The sequence below is a fragment of the Pseudoalteromonas sp. genome (assembly GCF_018402495.1).
In the GTDB taxonomy this organism is placed as follows: Bacteria; Pseudomonadota; Gammaproteobacteria; order Enterobacterales; family Alteromonadaceae; genus Pseudoalteromonas.
The window spans coordinates 20,046-38,089 of the sequence record NZ_JAGYIU010000003.1; the positions used below are offsets into that span (position 1 = coordinate 20,046).

Consider the following 18,044-nt stretch of genomic DNA (forward strand, 5'->3'; position numbering starts at 1 on the left):
ACCAATGGTTAAGTAATGACGGATTATTTTGGGTAAATACTCATACCAATAATTAATATATGACATACAAATACCACGGAGGTGAGTATAAATCGCATTTTTTGATAATCTTTATGGTAACCCTGCCAATGAATCGACGCTTTTTCGAAAATTAGTACCAACCAAAAGCTCGCACCTAACCAAGCAAGCATCCACTCAATGGGTAAAAATGATAAAAATGCAATAGGGATCACAGGCAATACTGCTTTAATTGCATCTGCAAAACTTTGCTGGCCTGCATGCCATAAATTACCCGCCATAAAGGCTAAAATGGCAATGCTGTAAAAACTAAAAAACTCTAAATTGACACTATTACTGCCAAACATGAGTGGCCATGCCACGCAGCCTAAAAAGGGCAATAAACCTAAATAACCTAGTTGAATGTGATTGACAAATTTTTCCATAAACGAAATGCCTTTGAAGGTTGTGTAGTGTTAACCGCGTTATTGTAGCAAGGATATGCAGAGTAATCTTATTAAAATCAATATAACGCAGCTAGCTATGTGTGGTAGTTGGTTAAAACTCTTTAACGCTTAAAAGCAGACAGTCGATCACTGTTTGATTTTCAATCTTAAAAAGCGATTGTTATAATCTAAACAATCAATTTTATTTAATTACTCAAAGGCCTTATTGTATTACTCAAGCAAACGCGAAAGGCGTTAACTTTTTTCTATACACTAAACATAAATGAGGAATACTATGAGCACTTCATTGATTAACACAAAATTACAACCTTTCAATGCAACAGCTTACCACAATGGTGACTTTGTAGAACTCACTGAAAAAGACGTATTAGGTAAGTGGTCTATCTTTTTCTTTTACCCAGCTGACTTTACATTTGTATGCCCTACAGAGCTAGGTGATCTTGCAGATCATTACGCACAGTTACAAGAAATGGGTGTTGAAGTTTACTCTGTATCAACTGACACACACTTTACACATAAAGCATGGCACGACACATCAGACACAATCGGTAAAATTACTTACCCAATGATTGGCGACCCAACAGGACGTATTACACGCAACTTTGGTGTAATGATTGAAGAAGATGGTTTAGCACTTCGCGGTACATTTGTAATGAACCCTGAGGGTGAAATTAAGGTTGTTGAAACACATGACTTAGGTATTGGTCGTAGCGCTAAAGAGTTAGTGCGTAAAGTACAAGCAGCACAGTACATTGCAACACATGATGGCGAAGTATGTCCTGCATCTTGGCAGCCAGGTGAAGACACATTAGCACCTTCACTAGACCTAGTTGGTAAGATTTAAACCTTATCACGTAATAATTTAGCGCAAAATATTGCGTTAATACCAGTGAGCCATTACTGGCTCACTGGGCACCTCCCACGCCATCACACGTTTCTAAAATTTCGCACATGCACTGATGGCATGGGAACCTTGCTGTTTTAATTTTCCTTGAGGGGCTAAGCCATGTTAGACAACAACATAAAGAACCAACTAAAAAGCCATTTTGAATCGCTGACTCAGCCTGTTGAGCTGCTTATCGCCTTGGACGACAGCAAAAAATCAACAGAAGTAGAAAGCCTAGCAAACGATTTAGCATCACTAAGCGATAAGTTTAGTGTAATAAATAACCCTGATATGAGCGCCCGCAGGCCTTCTATGGTGGTGCACTCACCAGAAAAAAACACCCATATTACCTTTGCAGGTGTACCTATGGGACACGAATTTACTAGTTTAGTGTTAGCGCTATTACATACGGGTGGCCACCCTAGTAAAGCAAGTAAAGATAACATTGAACAAATACAAACACTTGAGCAAACACTTAATTTTGAAGTGTACATTAGCTTGAGTTGCCAAACCTGCCCGCAAGTTGTACAGGCACTTAATACTATGGCAGCAACAAATAGCAATATTAAAGCCACCATGATTGATGGGGCATTATTTCAAGACGAAGTAGAACAAAGAAATATATTGGCTGTACCTGCAGTTTACCTAAATGGAGAGCCATTTAGCCAAGGGGCAATGAGCCTCACTGATATTTTAAACAAAGTAGATAGCAAAGGTGCAGAGCGCCAAGCAGCGTCACTCAATGAAAAGTCAGTATTTGACGTGCTCGTTGTTGGTGGTGGCCCAGCAGGGGCTTCTGCAGCTATTTATTCAGCTCGCAAAGGGCTTAATACTGGTGTTGTTGCAGAGCGGTTTGGTGGCCAAGTGGCTGACACCTTAGCGATTGAAAATTTTATTTCAGTTAAAGCAACGCAAGGGCCAAAAATGGTGGCTCAGTTAGAAGAGCACGTTAAAGAATACGATGTTGATGTAATGCACAATCAGCGTGCTGCCAGTCTTAAAAAAGGCAGTAATGGGTATGATATTACGCTAGAAAATGGCGCAGTATTACAAGCAAAATCACTCGTATTAGCAACCGGTGCACGCTGGCGCGAAATGAATGTACCCGGTGAGCAACAATATAAAGGCCATGGGGTAGCTTATTGTCCACACTGTGATGGGCCTTTATTTAAAGGTAAACCGGTTGCGGTTATTGGTGGTGGTAATTCAGGTATTGAGGCAGCCATTGATTTAGCTAACATTGTAGAGCATGTAACGGTGCTTGAATTTGCTGATACGTTACGCGCCGATGAGGTACTTATTCGTAAAGCTAATAGTTTAAAAAACATCACTATTATTAAAAACGCCCAAACCACAGAAGTATTGGGTGATGGCAAAAAAGTAACGGGGTTAAGTTATACCGACCGCCTTAGCAATGAGAGTAAACAGTTAAACTTAGCCGGTATATTTGTACAAATTGGTTTAATACCTAATACCGAATGGTTAAAAGAGAGTGACCTTGAATTAAGCCAATTTGGTGAAATACTCATTGATGCCAAAGGCGCAACATCGTTACAAGGCGTTTATGCTGCAGGTGATGCAACCACTACGCCATTTAAGCAAATTATTATTGCGATGGGGGCGGGTGCAACAGCAAGCCTAGGTGCGTTTGACTATTTAATTCGCCAAACGCCCGATGAAGAGCAAAGCGCAGCATAAATCATACAGTCTCTTGATATAACAGCTCTCACCCATAGCTGTTTGTTCACCCAAGCCGCCCTCTCCAAAGGCGGCTTTTTTGAGCGCTATTTAAGCCGGGTAATACCGACTAAAATACAGACTGCGCCACCAATAAAGCCAAGCCAGGCTTCCATAGGTGTTTCGCCGTTTAGTGCACGGGTAACCTGAGAAGCTGCTGAGTCATAAACGTCATAGCCCCATATTGCCAGTGCGATACCAATAACAATAAGTACAATACCAATAATTTTATTTGTCATAATGATCCTTTGTTTTCTAGTACAAGTTAATCTGAGCGATACTCGTTTTTATAATGTCGTTCCGCCCACTCTTTCTAGTGTATTTATAAGCGCTTGTTCTATTGCGGGAAGCTTAAATGGTTTCGCTATAAACATATTCATGCCCGCTTGATTACATGTTAGCTTATCTTGGGAGGAAGCATTAGCCGTCAGAGCGACGATATATGTGCTTTTGGGGCTACAAATGTTATTAGATCTTAATTGTTTGGTTGCTTCAAAACCATCAAGTATTGGCATAATACAATCCATAAAAATAAGATCGTAATGCTTTTGTTTGCACTTTAAAATCGCGTCTTGGCCGTCTATGGCAAAGTCAGGTTTTATGTCAAACTTTTCTAATGAGGCCTCAAGTACTAGGCGGTTTATTTCGTTATCGTCAACCACTAGTACAGAAAGTTTGTCACTATGACTATTGACGGCGTTAAAGTTAGATTCTTGGGTTTGTTCTATACCCAATTTAATCGGTATATTAACAGTAAAACAAGTACCTTTTGTTGGGGCGCTAGTTACTTCAATTGTGCCATGCATTAAATCTACTAGCTCTTTTACAATCACCAAGCCGAGTCCTGTACCGCCTTTTTTGTTTTTAACATCTACTTCTTGCTTAAACGGTTCAAATAGTGACTCTAGATAGGTTGCACTCATCCCACGACCAGTATCTTTGATCTCAATAGTTAATAATGACTGTTTTTCACTTGAAGATATCTTAGTATGGAGTGATACATAGCCTTGCTCTGTAAATTTTAAAGCATTACTCAGTAAATTAGAGACAATTTGTGTTAAACGAGAGGTATCACAATAAACCCAAAAGTCATTAGGGATATGGTTTGCACTTTTCAATTCAATACCTTTATCACTAAACAATACCGAATATAATGAAACCAGATCGGTAAAGACCATTTTGAGTAAAGAGTGATGAGGCTCAAGATTTAATTCGCCATGGCTTATTTTAGAAAAATCAAGCACTTCATTAACTATATTTAATAAAATATCGGCACTGCGCAGAGCTATTTTAACTTTTTTTGCACGTTTATTATCGTCGTGTTCATCAACAAGCGCGGCTAACATGCCAGTGATCCCATTGAGTGGCGTTCTTAGTTCGTGACTAATTTTGGCAAACAGCATACTTCGGTCTTGGAGGAGTTGTTCTGCAAGTGCTTTTTTTTGTTTTAACTCTTCGCGTAATTTAACGGCTTCAGTTATATCTTGAAAAGTTCCAAACAAGCGCACACATTGACCGTTATTAAATTCTGCTTCACCAAGCGTTGAGACCCAAATTTTTTGTTTCTTAGCAGTTACAATTTCAAGTTCAAGCTCCCACTTTTTCCCTTCACTTATAGCAAGTTCAACTGCTTTATTTATGCAATCGCGGCTTTCGCCTTCTTTGTAAAACTCAATGGCTGTATTAAGATCTGGGGTTAACCCCTTTTCAGCTTGATGTATTAGCCGTGTTTGTTCACTCCACAAAACTGTTTTTTGAACAAGGTCAACTTCCCAAGTACCAATATTGGCGATGCTCTCTAACTTTTGTAAAGTATTACTATTTTTTGTTAAATTAGCTTTATCTTGGTTGCTAGCAAACTCTGAGCCAAGCCATTGTGCAAACAATTCAATATAATCGTATGCTTCATCCGTAAAAGGAGGACACTCATTGGGTGATGAAAAGTTTACGGTGCCAAACACTTTATTGTCTATTTTTATTGGTGCACCAATATATGATTCCAGCTGAAAATTAGTATAGCAGGGGTGGTTTGCAATACGGCTTTGCGACGTTTTATGAAATGCCAGCGCAGAATTTGCTAATAAAGTGTGAATACAATAGGTACCACTTAAATCAAACTGTGTGCCAATAGCTAACGAATTATCTGGCGTGATGGCATAAAGAACCGTATACCGTTCGTTTTCAACTTGACTAATTATTGCTAAATCCAGCTGGAAAACATTTAGCCCAAAGGCGAGTAGGTTTTCAATTTTATCATTAAAATTGAGCGTCTGGTCTGAAACAATATTATGGAAACGTCGAAGAAAGTTCATTAATGCCACCCTATTTTCATTTTTATTCTTTGCAAAAATAAACGTCAGTTATACACCTATGTGTAATCGCTCTAGTAATCACTCCGTATCAATTAGTGTAAGTAAATACTATTTTATCACCATAATAACTGTTATATCGATAAGCGTAGCAGCATTAATGCATATTTTATAACTCAAGTTAAAGATGGTTTGTTGTTTGACGCACGAGCTTTTTTAAGTATTGTTGGTGCTGTTGCTCTATTTTTTTTTATTATAGCCTCTGTAACCGCTACAAAACCAATATATTTCAGGGAGTTTTTTATAACCAATAGGTGAGACACAAGGCCAGTAATTTAAGTAGGCAGCAATACTTATTGCTGCCCGCCTAATGATAAAGGTTATGCGTTTAAATTGCTTCTACCCACATAACGCCCACTTCTTTTTTCGTAACTCTAACATGAGTACCCGCTGGCAACGGCTGTTTACTTTTTAGCTTCCAGCTGATCCCAGAATAAAGATAAATAGTGAGTCCACGTTCATCAACGTCATCATCTAACACAAAGTCAAGTTCAGCAAAGTCACTATTAACCGTTTTAGCGTCAACATTTTCTTGCATTCGTTTAAGGGGTTTCCATAATAAGAATGCACAAGCCGCGGTTATCAGAGTATTGCTCCAAAGTGCCGTAGTTAATGAGTCATCAAGCAAGGCAAAGTTCATCATTAATCCGGTTGCAAATAACGAAATGCCTAAAAATAATAATATAAAAGTAGACATCCCCAACACGGCAACTTCAACTATAAGTGCTAATACACCTAAAACCATGAGTGTTTGCGCCATATTATTAGTAATGAACTCCATACTGTGCTCCAAATTAACCTTTTTGCTTTGTGTTTAAGGTATTAATAATCGACATAGCTTGCGCTACCATTGAGCTTGCATCGGTGCCGTTGTCGGGTAATAAAACAACCGACGACTCTTTTGCAATAGCCTGTTTGGCAGAAATAGCTTTAGTCGCAAGGTCTAACTGAATCGCTTTTTGGCCTTGCTCGGTGTCTGCAGCTTCACCGACTTTTCGCAGCGCATCGGCTTGGGCTTGTGCAACCGCTATAATAGCTTGCGCCTCACCTTCAGCACGCAAAATTTGCTCGGCTTTTTCAGCTTCAGCGGCCAATACTTGTGCCTGTTTTTTACCTTCAGCAACGTTAATATTTGCTTGGCGATCGCCCTCAGATTCTAAAATTTGCGCGCGTTTTACACGCTCAGCCTTCATTTGCGCTTCCATTGCTTCCATCACTGACTGAGGTGGCACAATGTCTTTAATTTCATAGCGCAGTACCTGAATACCCCAAGGCTCAGCCGCTTGGTTTATAGACGATACAATATTGGTATTAAGTACATCACGCTCTTCAAATGTTTTATCAAGCTCCATTTTACCTAGTTCAGAACGCATCGTTGTTTGCGATAGCTGCGTAACCGCAAACACATAATCGTCAACACCGTAAGTGGCTTTATAAGGGTCAAGCACACGAAAGTACAATACACCATCAACCGATAGCGAAATATTATCTTTGGTAATAGCCGACTGCGAGGGCACATCTTGCGCTTGTTCTTTCAAACTACGGTCGGCTGCTATACGGTCAATAAATGGCACAATAAAATTTAAACCTGCTTCTTTAGTTGATTGGTATTTACCAAAACGTTCAATCAACCAAGCGCGGTTTTGTGGTACAAATTTAACACTGCTTTTTAGCAGTACTAAAACAAAAATCAGTAAAAATGCTTCAACAGTAAAAATAATGTTGAGAATTTCTGCAATCGGATCCATGTATATTCTCCTTTAATGTAGCCTGTATGGCGGTCACTTATTGTTAATGTTATAAATAACGTAACCTGTTTAGACTACCACTTAAGCTAATTAATTTCCTAACAAAAAATAATCAAGTAATAAGTAAAAGGTTGCACGCTATTATTGTGAGTAAAACACATGGTACACTCAAAATTTGTATTTTAGCCTAAGCTTATGATGAATCCAGATACTACTTTTTTACAGCATGTAAAACATAAAACAAGTAAAAAGCCCACCTCAAAGCTCGAAGTGTTATGGTAACGAATTGAAAAACACACCAAACGTAATGCTAACTTTGTTATAAAAAAGCAAAACTTATTTGTACAATTTCAGCAGCAAGTTGAACCATACGAACATATGCAAGCACAGATGGTTGCAGAGCAAGTTGTTCATTTAAGTCAATTTATTATGCGAAAAAGCCTATCTGAGCAACAGCGTAATGAACTCATTGAATGGATAGAAGACGACATTGATTTTTTATCAGCACACCCCTTTATTGGCCCGATAAATGTAGCTGAGGTTATAAATGTGTTTCAAGCTCAACTAAAAGAGCAAAATCAAGCCACCATTAACGCCATACCGCCAGAAGAGCTAAATGAATTGCGTTTATTACTGCAACAAGACTTTGCGGGTCTTGAACTAACCGATGAGCAACTAAGAGACATCGCCCTTGAACCGCAAAAAGTGTATCAGTATCTTGATGAACAAGGATTCGTTGACAACGACCATGAGCAGCCATTTAACCACCACAACAGCGAAGATGAGCCGGATTGGGACGACTTTTTTGAAGACGAGCCGTACTTTAATCGCCAACAAGCTAAAAATCATAAAACCAACATAAAGCTGGAAAAACTATTTAAAGGGTCGCAACTTAACAAAATGTACAAACGCTTAGCGTCAAAGTTACACCCAGACAAAGAGCCTGATCCAGCCAAAAAAGCGCAAAAACACCAATTAATGCAACAATTAGGGCAAGCCCGTAAAACAAAAGACGGATTTAGTTTATTGCAGCTTTACATAACCTATATTGACGACGATGTTGATTTTGACGAACAAACCAAAGCAAACCTCATTCCACTATTAAAAAATAAAATAGCAGAACTAAATGAGCAGTACCGAGCGCAACAAACAGCAAACGATGAGCATTCATTCGTATGGCGAAAATTTAATGGCCGCAGCAAAGCACAAATTAAACAAAACTTTGCAGAGCACATAGCCGCCCTGCAAATTGAATGTGACGAAATAGCAACGCGACTAAACACCTGTACCACAGTAAACACACTCAAAAAAGAGCTAAACGAGCGCATTCAAAACAAACGCCACGCACCATTATCATTGCAAGAGGCATTAAATAGCATGTTTAACTTTTAAGCGCCACTCAACAAGGACGTGACTGTACTTGTAAAATATCGGGTTTCTGGTAATTTAAACAAAAATAAACACAATGCAGGGAACGCATGACACCGCAATTTGACTACATCACTAAACGCCGTTTTCACTTTCTTGAACTCATTGTTTACTGGGAAGGACGTTTAACCACCAATCATTTGCAAACGCACTTTGCCGTGAGTCGCTCTAGCGCCTCACAGAGTATTCAAGACTACTTACAATTTTACCCAAACAGCCTGTGCTATAACGCATCAATAAAAGGCTACGAAGCCACCAAGCACTTTAACCCATGCCAAACAGAACTTGACCTAAACACCTACTTAAAGCTTGCCTATCAAAGCGAAAACACATACTCATATCAGCACTTTACTCGGCTAAACTCACCCCTTGCCGACATACAGCCCGCTAAAGTAAAAGGCGTATTACAAGCCCTCAATCAACAAAAGCGTATTGATGTAGGCTATGCCTCGGTATCGAGCCCTGATTTTGAATCACGCATAATAAGCCCACATAATTTAGTGTTTGATGGCATGCGCTGGCATGTACGCGCCTATTGTGAAAAAAATCGCGACTTTAGAGATTTCGTACTAACTCGCTTTAATGGCGAGTTTGAATTTGAAGGCCCGATTCAATATGACCAAAGTCACGACACATTATGGCACACCCAGCTTGATGTAGTTATAGAGCCCGACCCACGGCTAACCCCAGAGCGCGCCCATATTATTGCGCTCGATCACCAAATGAGCAAACAACCCAATGGTCGTTACCAACGCACAATTAACGTACGCGCCGCGCTATTACTGTATCTTTTAAAACAACTGCGCCTCGATAGCTATCAAGCAAAGCCCGAAGCCCAACAAATTATTTTAAGCCCAGAATGTTTACAAACACTAAAACCTTACATGCAATGGTAGCGCTAATATGCGTAAAAACCCGACAGGTGATAAATGTACAGTGTTGTTGAGATTAATATTAACGGGTAGGGTTAAAAAACCACCCACGTTAAGGTAAATATAAAATGGATGACTTTAGCCCCAGCGACTTAAAAACAATTTTGCATTCAAAGCGTGCCAATATGTATTACCTTGAGTATTGTCGGGTAATGCAAAAAGATGGCCGTGTGCTTTATCTTACAGAAGCCAAAAACGAAAATCAGTATTTTAATATTCCGATTGCGAACACTACCGTTTTACTATTAGGTAACGGCACATCAATAACCCAAGCGGCTATGCGCATGCTCGCACAAGCAGGTGTATTGGTCGGTTTTACCGGAGGCGGTGGCACGCCCTTACACATGGCATGTGAAGTAGAATGGTTTACACCACAAAGCGAGTATCGGCCGACCGAATACCTACATGGCTGGTTACAGTTTTGGTTTGACGATACAAAGCGTCTCTATACCGCTAAATTATTTCAGCAGCAGCGCATTGAATTTATTGAAAAAGTATGGAAAAAAGACCGCGATTTAAAAGCAGAAGGGTTTGACTTTAATAGCGAACAAATACAAAACGCACTAAGCACATTTCATAGCCGTACCAATGCCGCTGTAAAACAATCTGACTTACTACTCACAGAAGCGCAGCTTACTAAACTGCTTTATAAATACGCAGCAAATAATACCAACGTAGCAGAGTTTAAGCGCCAGCATCAGCCTGATAAAAATAGCACAAGTAAAGCCAACGACTTTTTAAACCACGGCAACTATTTAGCCTATGGCCTAGCTGCAAGTTGTTTATGGGTATTGGGTATTCCTCACGGTTTTGCTGTTATGCACGGAAAAACACGACGTGGCGCGTTAGTGTTTGATGTAGCCGACCTAATTAAAGACGCCTTAGTTTTACCATGGGCATTTATTTGCGCCAAAGAAAACGCAACCGAACAAGAATTTCGCCAGCAAGTACTCCAAGCGTTTACCGATCACAAAGCACTCGACTTTATGTTCGACACAGTAAAAAACATCGCATTAACAGATGAATTTGGCGTTGATGAACATGCTTGATTTTATGGTAGGTCGTGCTTTAGCGCGTCAAAAAGAAGGCGCAGCATTATGATGGTTACGTTTGTTTCACAATGTGAAAAAAATGCCCTTAAAAAAACCCGCCGCGTGCTCGACGCATTCGCCAACCGCATAGGCGACAACACATGGCAAACATTAATCACCGAAGACGGCCTACTCACCGTTAAAAAAATGCTGCGCAAAACCGCCAGCCGCAGCACCGCCGTAAGCTGCCATTGGATCAGAAGTCGCTCACGCAGCCAGTTATTGTGGGTTGTAGGGAATAAATTGAAATTTAATGAACAAGGCATAGTGCCGGTTAATAGAACAGAAACAGAGGTTATTATGGATGTCATTACCGACAAACCCAAAAAAGGCGTACTTTATGCCAATACAAAGTTGCAACCATTGGCAGAGCATTTGTTTGCGGTAGGTTATTTTGCCGAGCAGTTACATAAAAATTTATTTCCTGAGAGCCTACAATTTTCGATGGTAAATTTTGTAGCTGGGTGTTTACATGATGTAGGTAAGATAGATCCAAAATTTCAAGAGTGGGTTACTAATCCCAAAAAGAAAAGTTTTGTTGCCGATGATGGGCAGCACATTGATGATGCAAAATTCAGTTTTGAGAAACACCCACGCCACAATGAAGTGTCTTTATTGCTTTACCATCTTTTAGACAGCGTAGAATTAAAAACAATCAACTCAAGCAATAAAGAGTCTATAAAACATGCCATTTATTGGCATCATGCTAAACCATACCGCAAAGATAAAGATAGTTTTACAACTTATAAAGAGATTGGGAAAAAGCTAATAGCTAATCAAAAAGGTGTTTTACTGCACGATATTTTAGGCCAAGCACAAGCCATATTAAGCCAAGTCATGGGGATAGACAAAAAGTATCGCTCAGCAGCAAGCTCAACGCTGAGTAAAGCTTACAATAATAAAGCAGTTGCAGAACAGGAGTTTACCATTTCAAGCTCATTACACACGCCCAGTTATAAAGAATATGAGCTAGAGGAGTCTGTATCTGCTAATCGTACTAATGTAAAAATAAACGCATTAAATAATATTATAAGGGCATGTGTTATCACTGCCGATAGAATTATTTCCGCAATGAGCGCAGCAGAATTACATGAAGCCATATTGCATCATACCCTTGATGATAAGGTGAATGAGCTACTGGAGGTTGACTCTACCCTTACCTCAAATATTGAAACTTGTTTAAGCGCGTTTTATCCCAATAGTGAGCGCAGTATTAAGCAAAGCGATATTGCCAAACAGCTAACCAGTGCTGAGAATGTTGCAGTATTAGCCGGTGCTGCAGGTTGTGGTAAGACTAAAATAGCGTTGGAGTGGGCAAAACTACAAGGCGCAAAACGTATTATTTGGGTTTGCCCGCGAGTACAAGTCTGCCAAGGTTTGTTTTATGAATTAACCTCAGAGCAATATCTTCCTAATAGTACGATCGAAATAAATACAGGTGAGTTTAAATTTCATAATCAATGGGATAATCCGATCCCTGAAGGTGAAAACTTCTCTGGTGATGTGGTAATTACCACCATAGATCAAATATTAGGTTCTGTAATTAGCCACACAAATGCCAATACACTCATCGATTTTTTAAATAATCATGTAGTATTCGATGAGTTCCATGAATACGTAAACATGCCAGCCTTTAACTTGCTTTTTGCTGAGTTGATCGCGGCTAAAAAAGTTAAAGAACAGCAAGCTAATACTTTATTGGTGTCTGCAACTCCTCATTATGTATTTGTTGAAGAATTATTGGGTATTCACCCCGACGACATCATAGAAATGCCATCGTTTAATCAAAGCCAGTACCAACTCGATTTTAAAATATTTGACGATACCAAGCTTGATGACAGCAACCCATTATTTACTCCGCAAAGTGACTGTACCTTTGTTATTAGCAACATGGCACTCACCGCACAAAATGGTTTTATCACAAATCAACATAATGAAAATGCGGTATTGCTGCACTCTAAATTTATTAAAAGTGATAAGCAAAAATGGTTCGAGGAAGTTTTTGAATCATATAAACGAGGTGGCACTAAAAAGTATGAAGTGCTGCGCAGCGGGCCTATTGTTCAGGCGTCATTAAACATTAGTTGTGATTATATGGTTGCTGAAATCACCAATGCTGAAGATTGTCTACAACGTTTAGGCCGACTAGATAGATTTGGTGAAAACGAAAATATCAATACTTATACTTTAGCAGTGCCAGAATCCATTGCAGCATCAAAAGGCAATAGCCCCGCATCACGATTTTTATCTAAGTTGTATGTGCTTAAGTCTGTGCGCGAGTGGTATCAGTTTTTATTAAATTCATTAGAGGATAAACCATTCAATTTACCTGAAATTTACAGGCTTTATAAAAACTTTCACCATCTAGAAAATACGAAACAATATATCGAAAACGATTTAGTAGCAGCATTAAAAGCCAGTGTAATAAAAATAAACGCGAAGGTCATCGATCCGATTGTTGTACCATCTAAAAAGAATAAAGAGAAAAAACGCAGTAAAATTAGTAAAGGCTCACTGCGCGGTGATAATCGTTTTGTGCAAATGGCAGTCGTAGACTTGAGTCAACAGGACCAGCAATACCTCGAACAATATGCATACACAATACCACTTGATGATGAAACAGATGTTGATAATTTGACCTATTCGACCAATGCGATTCGAGGCTTTGAGCAAAGCGATAAAGATTTACTTTCACACATGTTCAAAAAACACCACAACATACTAGGTGGCACTAAGCCATATAACGATAATGCGTTACTTAATGACGCTCGCGACCCAGAGTCCCCCATATATTTAAGTTATACCACTAATGACTTGCTTGCCGTTGGCGGCGAAAGTGCGCGACATCCGCATGCAATATATTACGCAATCTGCGATAAACAACCCATAGGCGCAATGTCTATAAAACAAATTAATCAAACCACAGAAGATGAGGAATAAATCATGGAAAAAGTAACTGGAATTAAAAGTGTTGATTTTAAAATTAAAGCAATTGGTCATGGTGTAGTTAATTGGAATGGCTCTCCCCAGCTTGAGTTCTGGAAGGATGGTGCATCAAAGCCGACTAAAGTAAGTAACCACAACATGCCTAAATTGCGAGGGTATAGCAATATTAAAGATTTCTGGGAGGATGGTTCTCCAAAATCGTACCAGCATCCAAGTAGTGTGGATTTTAGTAAAGTTAAACTCTACATAAGTCAAAATTGTATTCGTCACCACCTATTTCGATGTGAACCTTACAATCTTCAATCACCTGAGTTATTAAAACAACCAATAAAGCTACTTTGCTCACTAGTTGGGTTGTTACGTGGCTATGTTATCCCAAAAAATGAAAATAAACGAACAAGCCCTTTATTGTTAACTGATTTTGTTGATCAGTTAGGTAACGGTAATTATGAGCAAATGGGGCAGTCTGGCAGTAAAGAGAAAAAAGAAAATAAAGATGGCAAAGAATCAAGTAACTCTATTTTTTCAAAGACTACCTTTGGTGATACTGAGTACATTGCTTATGGTTCAATTAGCATAGAACAGCTTCAGTTCATTCCTCTTTGCGCTGACTTTGGTCGTCAGGCGTATATTGTTAATAACCATTCTGAAGGTAGAGAGGTTGCGAAAGCATTAACGAAGTATCTTCAAGAAACCTTAGGGCGAGAAAATGCATTGGCCACTTACCATGAAAACTATGTTCGCAGAGGTTCAATTTTTGATGAGGGCGAGCAAGGGATTTTATTAAATGATGATGCAATTGATGTTTTAGTTAACGAAATGGTTGATCTAATTAGAGATTTAAATATAAAGCAAGCTAAAGGGTATATGTTTGTAGAGGATGTATCTGTGGATTATAACGACGGTGTTGGAAAAGATATGCTGCGCATCAAACATTCACCCGAAAAGGTAAATCCAGAAAAAGGAAAAGAATACGCGGTCTATTATGAGGGTAAATAGTATGCGCATATTAATAGAATACGACTCATGTTGGCATATGAGCTTTCTTGGGGATGATGATAAAAAACCAATTGAAAAAGTAAATAGTAAAACCAACACCTCAAGTGATACAGGTTATATGCAGAAATTTGTTGCCACTTCAAAAGCTCAGGGGCAGAAAGAATCACATACCAGCGAGAGTACAGTATTAGGTGTTTTGTCTCGGCTCATAGGTGATCAACGGAAGCTATACCAAGCAAGAAATTCTAATAATTTTTATTTTTCAGATATTGAATCATGCATTTCATTTAAAGAAACAAAAACAGAAGCAGCAAATGAATTGGTTTATTTAACGAATAAATCGGATGATAGGTGTTCTCAAGGTAACTTTTTAGGCGTTATCTCAGATGATAATCCTTGGTTCTCTTCTAAAATAGCTCCTCAATTCTGGTCTGTTTTGTATTTGAATAAAAAAGATTTGTTGGAATTTATTTTATCTGGAAAACCAAACTCATTAATAAATGGTGGGTTTGGATATTCTAAGCCAATTAATTTACTTTCAAGATTAGATGAAATAACTGACATAAAAGGTGATATAGGTTCTCCTTGGTTTAGTGCTGAACGAGTGATGCTACAGCGAATCAATTTAGAAAAAAAATTAGTTGTTGAGAGTGGTAAAGAATCTGATTACAAAAATAAATTTGTAGCAGCACCTCCTAAAACAGAGAAGCAGAGATTGGTATATAAAAATAAGATTGAGCAATTTGAGAATAATTTAACAGGAATTAGTAAGCAATTGGAAAGCTTAGGTACTGTTGATGAGTGTTTGATTACTCAAGAGAAGCTTAATAAAGCTATTGCTTTAATATTGGGTGCATATCCTGATATTGAGTATTGGAAGGATGGTGTGTTATATCCGTATCGGTTATATGCTGTCGCTTTATATTTGCAAGCACAGAGATTAATAGATGAAGGGTGTGACCTAGGCTTCATGATTAATGCTAAACGTGAACTTCAAATACAGGGGTTTTCCAAGCGTGGTTTTAATGGTGTGAGGGACTGGCTCAATGCAATGACTGGAGGCCGCAAAAAAGCTGTAGGCACTCCTTGCAATATTAAAAAGCAATCTGGTTTTTTGGAAATTGAGTTGCAGTTAGATTCTCAGGCGAGAGGGCTTTATTTCAATAACATGAGTCGAGCCCAAGAAATAAAAACGCTCATTGAAAATGCTGGTGTGTCGAGTTTTTACCTAGGTAAAAAAGGGCTTGCTTATGTTTCAAATATTCGAGTTTAGGAGGAAGTATGGATTCTTATATTGAACTACAACTAAAACCTGATGCTGAAATGCGAGAAGCAGAGCTTAGCAGTAAAGTATTTACAAAGTTTCATAAAGCGCTTGTTCATTTAAAAACAAATCAAATAGGTATTAGTTTCCCAAAAGCGCATTTAAAACTCGGTAAGGTATTTCGTATTCACGGTGACGCAAGTTTGCTGAATGACTTTCAAGGTTTAAATTGGTTAGGGCCATTAAGTGGTTATTGTCAACAAAGTAATATTTTATCTGTCCCTGAAAATACCCAGTATCGCGTTGTTTCTGAAAAAAGAAGTAATTTAAGTAAAGCAAAACTAAGGCGCTTGATTGCTAGAGGTAGTATCGACAAAGAGGGTGAAAAACGATACAAGGTGAAAATGTTAAGTCAAGGCTTTGATAATCCTTATTTAGATTTGTTCAGCAGTTCAACAGAGCAGGTTCACCGAAAATTTTTTGCGTTTAGTGAGATTAAAGACAAACCAAATAGCGGTACGTTCAACACTTATGGTTTAAGTAATACCGCCACAATACCGTGGTTCTAACCCTTTATTTTTGCTCTTTAAAAATATGATATAAAAACAGTAAGTTACAATAGGTCGTTTTTTACAAGGTAAAATTAGCATATTTACCCTAACAACCTGTTGTAACATATTTTTTTGCTGATAAACTGTTGTTCACTGCCGCACAGGCAGCTTAGAAAACTAATTGAAATCCTATTGTAAACGCCTTTGAGTTCACTGCCGCACAGGCAGCTTAGAAATGTTCCGCTTGAGTCGTACTGCTCGCCACGCTGTTCACTGCCGCACAGGCAGCTTAGAAATAAGTCTAAACTATCTACAGCGTTGCTAATCGGTTCACTGCCGCACAGGCAGCTTAGAAATCTAGCTATTGATAAAACATTCCTTGGCTGCGGTTCACTGCCGCACAGGCAGCTTAGAAAAATCGCGCAGTGTTGTTACTGGCACATGGCACGTTCACTGCCGCACAGGCAGCTTAGAAAACATGAACAATCAGAGGCTAATCAGGCATGAGGTTCACTGCCGCACAGGCAGCTTAGAAATTAATCATTAGTGAGCTAGAGCCAACAGTAACGTTCACTGCCGCACAGGCAGCTTAGAAATTTCTGCCACCCTCGCTTACTCTAAATCTGTTGTTCACTGCCGCACAGGCAGCTTAGAAATCTAAAAGTGAAAGCTGCTATTGAATCTAATTGTTCACTGCCGCACAGGCAGCTTAGAAAATTCCCACACATTGCCGACCATGTCGTACACAGTTCACTGCCGCACAGGCAGCTTAGAAAGCAAACTCGGCGCAACTGGCAATCGTTGCATCGTTCACTGCCGCACAGGCAGCTTAGAAAAACTGCCGACAAATATTTTGCCGTCTGGGCGCGTTCACTGCCGCACAGGCAGCTTAGAAAAAAAAGGAAACTCACCATGCACCAACAAAATAGTTCACTGCCGCACAGGCAGCTTAGAAAATGAAATACTCATCCCGTTAGGTTTCTTTGTAGTTCACTGCCGCACAGGCAGCTTAGAAATCAAGCGTGTCACTCATTGTCTCAGAATCTAAGTTCACTGCCGCACAGGCAGCTTAGAAAGCCAACAAGCGTACCCGCCGTATATTTATTAAGTTCACTGCCGCACAGGCAGCTTAGAAATACAGTTGAGATTGTTAGCGCCAGTGGCCACTGTTCACTGCCGCACAGGCAGCTTAGAAAGTCAAGCATTATCATTTGACCTGAAAAGCCATGTTCACTGCCGCACAGGCAGCTTAGAAATAATTAGCGTGTCAGCGCTAGCTATCTGTATTGTTCACTGCCGCACAGGCAGCTTAGAAAACAGCAAAACCCTAACGACCCGCCATTTTAACGTTCACTGCCGCACAGGCAGCTTAGAAAATTTATAACTGGTGCAATGCGTATAAAGACAAGTTCACTGCCGCACAGGCAGCTTAGAAAAAACGTCATGGTTTGGATTAGCAAATTTAACTGTTCACTGCCGCACAGGCAGCTTAGAAATCATGGACTACAGCTTAAAAGGTAATTACAAGGTTCACTGCCGCACAGGCAGCTTAGAAATATGACGGGCGGCGTTCCCTTCTCTGGTGGTGGTTCACTGCCGCACAGGCAGCTTAGAAAATAAAGGGTATGT

Annotated in this window: 14 protein-coding genes and 1 CRISPR repeat array (1 of these 15 only partly in view); of the genes, 9 read left to right on the forward strand and 5 right to left on the reverse strand. The window is 39.4% G+C overall.

The genetic code is table 11. The features are described 5' to 3' along the window. Positions 1-23: 23 nt before the first annotated feature. Entirely contained in the window at positions 24-443 is a 420-nt protein-coding gene (locus KG708_RS10005; RefSeq protein WP_213609422.1) for a DUF3429 domain-containing protein, read from the reverse strand. A gap of 295 nt (positions 444-738) precedes the next feature. Between KG708_RS10005 and ahpC the strand changes: the two genes are divergently transcribed. Further along, complete coding sequence (gene ahpC / locus KG708_RS10010) at positions 739-1,308, forward strand: alkyl hydroperoxide reductase subunit C (RefSeq protein WP_213609424.1); 570 nt, start codon at positions 739-741, stop codon at positions 1,306-1,308. A 162-nt stretch (positions 1,309-1,470) separates the two neighbouring features. Continuing rightward, complete coding sequence (gene ahpF / locus KG708_RS10015) at positions 1,471-3,048, forward strand: alkyl hydroperoxide reductase subunit F (protein ID WP_213609426.1); 1,578 nt, start codon at positions 1,471-1,473, stop codon at positions 3,046-3,048. 86 nt (positions 3,049-3,134) lie between these two features. On the opposite strand, the gene KG708_RS10020 is transcribed toward ahpF, so the two are convergent. From KG708_RS10020 to KG708_RS10035, 4 genes are all read right to left on the reverse strand, one after another. Beyond that, complete coding sequence (locus tag KG708_RS10020) at positions 3,135-3,326, reverse strand: DUF3185 family protein (RefSeq protein ID WP_013463077.1); 192 nt, start codon at positions 3,324-3,326, stop codon at positions 3,135-3,137. Positions 3,327-3,374: 48 nt separating this feature from the next. Further along, positions 3,375-5,399: an ATP-binding protein gene (locus KG708_RS10025; protein WP_213609428.1), complete on the reverse strand. Its 2,025-nt coding sequence runs from the start codon at positions 5,397-5,399 to the stop codon at positions 3,375-3,377. Positions 5,400-5,784: 385 nt separating this feature from the next. Further along, positions 5,785-6,237 carry an NfeD family protein gene (locus KG708_RS10030; protein WP_213609430.1) on the reverse strand — a complete coding sequence of 151 codons (453 nt, stop codon included), beginning with the start codon at positions 6,235-6,237 and terminating at the stop codon, positions 5,785-5,787. Positions 6,238-6,250: 13 nt separating this feature from the next. Then, a complete protein-coding gene (locus tag KG708_RS10035) occupies positions 6,251-7,204 on the reverse strand; it encodes a slipin family protein (RefSeq protein ID WP_213609432.1) in 954 nt (317 codons plus the stop codon). A 378-nt stretch (positions 7,205-7,582) separates the two neighbouring features. Here KG708_RS10035 and KG708_RS10040 point away from each other — a divergent pair, with 378 nt between their 5' ends. The 7 genes from KG708_RS10040 to cas6f all read left to right on the forward strand — a co-directional run bounded on the left by KG708_RS10040 (position 7,583) and on the right by cas6f (position 16,433). Beyond that, complete coding sequence (locus KG708_RS10040) at positions 7,583-8,596, forward strand: J domain-containing protein (RefSeq protein ID WP_213609434.1); 1,014 nt, start codon at positions 7,583-7,585, stop codon at positions 8,594-8,596. 86 nt (positions 8,597-8,682) lie between these two features. Beyond that, positions 8,683-9,528, forward strand: a complete 846-nt coding sequence (locus tag KG708_RS10045; protein WP_213609436.1) for a WYL domain-containing protein — start codon at positions 8,683-8,685, stop codon at positions 9,526-9,528. Between the two features lie 104 nt (positions 9,529-9,632). Continuing rightward, positions 9,633-10,613, forward strand: a complete 981-nt coding sequence (gene cas1f / locus KG708_RS10050; protein WP_213609438.1) for a type I-F CRISPR-associated endonuclease Cas1f — start codon at positions 9,633-9,635, stop codon at positions 10,611-10,613. 48 nt (positions 10,614-10,661) lie between these two features. Then, on the forward strand, positions 10,662-13,595 hold the full coding sequence (locus tag KG708_RS10055; RefSeq protein ID WP_213609440.1) for a CRISPR-associated endonuclease Cas3'': 2,934 nt from the start codon (positions 10,662-10,664) through the stop codon (positions 13,593-13,595). A gap of 3 nt (positions 13,596-13,598) precedes the next feature. After that, the gene (gene cas7fv, locus KG708_RS10060) at positions 13,599-14,600 is read left to right on the forward strand and encodes a type I-Fv CRISPR-associated protein Cas7fv (protein WP_213609442.1); all 1,002 of its coding nucleotides are present in this window, start codon (positions 13,599-13,601) and stop codon (positions 14,598-14,600) included. Between the two features lies 1 nt (position 14,601). Beyond that, entirely contained in the window at positions 14,602-15,873 is a 1,272-nt protein-coding gene (cas5fv, locus tag KG708_RS10065; RefSeq protein ID WP_213609444.1) for a type I-Fv CRISPR-associated protein Cas5fv, read from the forward strand. Positions 15,874-15,881: 8 nt separating this feature from the next. Then, positions 15,882-16,433: a type I-F CRISPR-associated endoribonuclease Cas6/Csy4 gene (gene cas6f / locus KG708_RS10070; protein ID WP_213609446.1), complete on the forward strand. Its 552-nt coding sequence runs from the start codon at positions 15,882-15,884 to the stop codon at positions 16,431-16,433. Between the two features lie 130 nt (positions 16,434-16,563). Next, positions 16,564-18,044: a CRISPR direct-repeat array (repeat unit 28 nt; unit sequence GTTCACTGCCGCACAGGCAGCTTAGAAA) (it continues 4,247 nt past the right edge of the window).

What these genes read in the sequence shown, in the direction of transcription:
- KG708_RS10005 (WP_213609422.1), bottom strand. Translation starts at nt 443, where the DNA reads ATGGAAAAATTTGTCAATCACATTCAACTAGGTTATTTAGGTTTATTG.
- ahpC (WP_213609424.1), top strand. Translation starts at nt 739, where the DNA reads ATGAGCACTTCATTGATTAACACAAAATTACAACCTTTCAATGCAACA.
- ahpF (WP_213609426.1), top strand. Translation starts at nt 1,471, where the DNA reads ATGTTAGACAACAACATAAAGAACCAACTAAAAAGCCATTTTGAATCG.
- KG708_RS10020 (WP_013463077.1), bottom strand. Translation starts at nt 3,326, where the DNA reads ATGACAAATAAAATTATTGGTATTGTACTTATTGTTATTGGTATCGCA.
- KG708_RS10025 (WP_213609428.1), bottom strand. Translation starts at nt 5,399, where the DNA reads ATGAACTTTCTTCGACGTTTCCATAATATTGTTTCAGACCAGACGCTC.
- KG708_RS10030 (WP_213609430.1), bottom strand. Translation starts at nt 6,237, where the DNA reads ATGGAGTTCATTACTAATAATATGGCGCAAACACTCATGGTTTTAGGT.
- KG708_RS10035 (WP_213609432.1), bottom strand. Translation starts at nt 7,204, where the DNA reads ATGGATCCGATTGCAGAAATTCTCAACATTATTTTTACTGTTGAAGCA.
- KG708_RS10040 (WP_213609434.1), top strand. Translation starts at nt 7,583, where the DNA reads ATGCAAGCACAGATGGTTGCAGAGCAAGTTGTTCATTTAAGTCAATTT.
- KG708_RS10045 (WP_213609436.1), top strand. Translation starts at nt 8,683, where the DNA reads ATGACACCGCAATTTGACTACATCACTAAACGCCGTTTTCACTTTCTT.
- cas1f (WP_213609438.1), top strand. Translation starts at nt 9,633, where the DNA reads ATGGATGACTTTAGCCCCAGCGACTTAAAAACAATTTTGCATTCAAAG.
- KG708_RS10055 (WP_213609440.1), top strand. Translation starts at nt 10,662, where the DNA reads ATGATGGTTACGTTTGTTTCACAATGTGAAAAAAATGCCCTTAAAAAA.
- cas7fv (WP_213609442.1), top strand. Translation starts at nt 13,599, where the DNA reads ATGGAAAAAGTAACTGGAATTAAAAGTGTTGATTTTAAAATTAAAGCA.
- cas5fv (WP_213609444.1), top strand. Translation starts at nt 14,602, where the DNA reads ATGCGCATATTAATAGAATACGACTCATGTTGGCATATGAGCTTTCTT.
- cas6f (WP_213609446.1), top strand. Translation starts at nt 15,882, where the DNA reads ATGGATTCTTATATTGAACTACAACTAAAACCTGATGCTGAAATGCGA.